Raw genomic sequence first — 1,121 nt, forward strand, 5'->3', positions numbered from 1 at the left:
GGGTGGATCGAGTTGCAGCGGATCGCCCAGCCCTGCTGCGCGCAGTAGAGCGCGACCGTCTTGCTGTGGTTGCGGATCGCCGCCTTCGACGCGGCATAGGCGGCGGCGCCGGGGATGCCGACCAGCCCCGAGCGCGACGAGATGTTGATGATCGATCCCGCCCCCTTCGCCTTCATCGCACCGATCGCGTAGCGGCAGCCGAGAAACGTCCCGTCGAGGTTGACGCGGTGCACCGCGCGCCAGTCGGCGAGGCTGGCGTGCTCGGGATCGTGCGCGGCCGCGCCGTCCTCGAACCCGGTCACGCCGGCATTGTTGACCACCACGTCGGCGACGGGGACGTGCGCCGCCAGCCGCGCCCAGTCGTCCTCCTCGCGCACGTCGAGCGCGACGAAGCGGCAGCCGATCGCCGCAGCGGCCTGCGCCCCGGCGTCGGCATCGATGTCGGTCAGGACGACGTCGCCGCCCTCGGCGTGAAAGCGCGCCACGATCGCGCGGCCGATCCCGCGCGCCGCCCCGGTGACGACGCACGTCTTGTTGTTCAGTCGTTGCATGATGATCCCGTGATCCAGGAAAAAAGGGCCGACCCGGCGGGATACCCCCGGCCGCATCGTCACTGTCGTCGCTGCCGCCTCAGCGGTGCCGCTGGATCACGTCGGGTCACTCCACGGATATGCGTGTCGAAGGATAGGCCGCGACGCACTACGCGGCAACACCCGGCGCTCGTAGCCCGTATGGGGCTGGGAACAGCGCGGCGGTCGCCATGCGCGACGCCCCGAGAGCAAGAGATGGCCGGCACGTCCAACGCGTGGGTTCGAGACTGCCGGCTCGTCCGATCTAAACCTTCGTGGTGCGCCGCGCGCAGGACCACGCGGCGACATGGGGCGTCGGCCGACCGCGAGCGGCTGATCGCGCGCCCGCTACTCCCCGATCGGGCTCTCGCCGTGCTTCCTCAGCACGTCGTTGAACGCCTCGGCCATCAGCGCCTGGAGGCTGCGGCCCTGGCGCCGCGCGAGCATGTGCATCGCGAAGCTCATCTCGGGGGTGAAGAACCCCGCGATCTGCTTGCGCCCCACCCGGCTCTCGGGCCGCGCGGGGGCGGCGCCCTCCTCGCCGTGCATCGC

The 1,121-nt window shown here is 71.3% G+C and carries 2 protein-coding genes; both read right to left on the reverse strand.

The genetic code is table 11. From position 1 onward, the window contains the following. On the reverse strand, positions 1 to 551 hold a 551-nt coding region (locus ACH0AE_RS17870), incomplete at its 3' end, for an SDR family NAD(P)-dependent oxidoreductase (protein WP_406876177.1). Positions 552 to 917: 366 nt separating this feature from the next. Beyond that, on the reverse strand, positions 918 to 1,121 hold a 204-nt coding region (locus ACH0AE_RS17875), incomplete at its 5' end, for a ribbon-helix-helix domain-containing protein (RefSeq protein WP_406876178.1).

Source organism: Sphingomonas sp. 179-A 2A2 NHS, assembly GCF_045371305.1.
Taxonomy (GTDB): domain Bacteria; phylum Pseudomonadota; class Alphaproteobacteria; order Sphingomonadales; family Sphingomonadaceae; genus Sphingomonas.